The following is an 852-nucleotide window of genomic DNA, read 5'->3' on the forward strand; positions in this document are numbered from 1 at the left end:
GTTTGACCGTTTTCATCCACATAACTCGCGGCTATGGTGCCAATATCATCAGCACTTGCCGTATCAAAAGAAGTCGATAGTTTAACGGTAACATCCGTTGGAGAAGCTTGGTTGAGTGACAAGGTGAAAATTGCATCTTCGCCTTCAGGAGTGAATCCATTGTCATCAAGACTAGCGATGACGGTACTTTTATCTTGATACGTGCCGTCAGTTGACTCTGATGTAGCAGTAAACGCATTACCTGCCGCATCGGTACCAGTAACACTTGCGCTAATTACATGATTAGCATCACCAGCCAAATCACTACCCGCTACATCAATGCTATAGGTAAGATCACTAGTTACAGAACCTGTGTATTGCACATTGTTAATGGTAAGTGTAACTGTATCGCCTTCAGCAGCATCACCATCTACTCTTCCTGTAATCGTTACAGTACCACTCGCCTCAATAGCATTAAGTACATCATCACCAGCTATTGTATCAATGCTAATAGAAGCACTTGCTTGCGTATCTAAAGTGACATCTAGTGGAGAAGAAGTCACTGTATTGCCGGCATTATCAGTCACTTTAACGGTAAGAGTGTTAGCACCTTCAGCTAATTGCCCATTAGTCGCTGTAAAGCTCCAACTACCATCTGCTGCTTGTACTGCGTCACCTAATTTTGTTGTGCCGCTGAATACTTCAACAAGGGTCACATCATTATCAATGTTAGAAAGAGAGAATGTGGCGGTGGTGTCATTTGTTAGATTATCAACTGAAGAATCACCAGTATCACTTGAAGAAGTTAAATCGATTAATGGTACATTTATAAAGGTATCAACCTTCGCACTATCTGTACCTGCTGAAGACGTA

The 852-nt window shown here is 42.0% G+C and carries 1 protein-coding gene; it reads right to left on the bottom strand.

The window, feature by feature from the left end:
* Window positions 1–852: Ig-like domain-containing protein (locus TY87_RS22400; protein WP_157789945.1), on the bottom strand; the 852-nt coding region annotated here is incomplete at both ends.

Origin of the sequence: Marinomonas sp. BSi20584 (assembly GCF_002792415.1) — a bacterium.
Classification (GTDB): domain Bacteria; phylum Pseudomonadota; class Gammaproteobacteria; order Pseudomonadales; family Marinomonadaceae; genus Marinomonas; species Marinomonas polaris.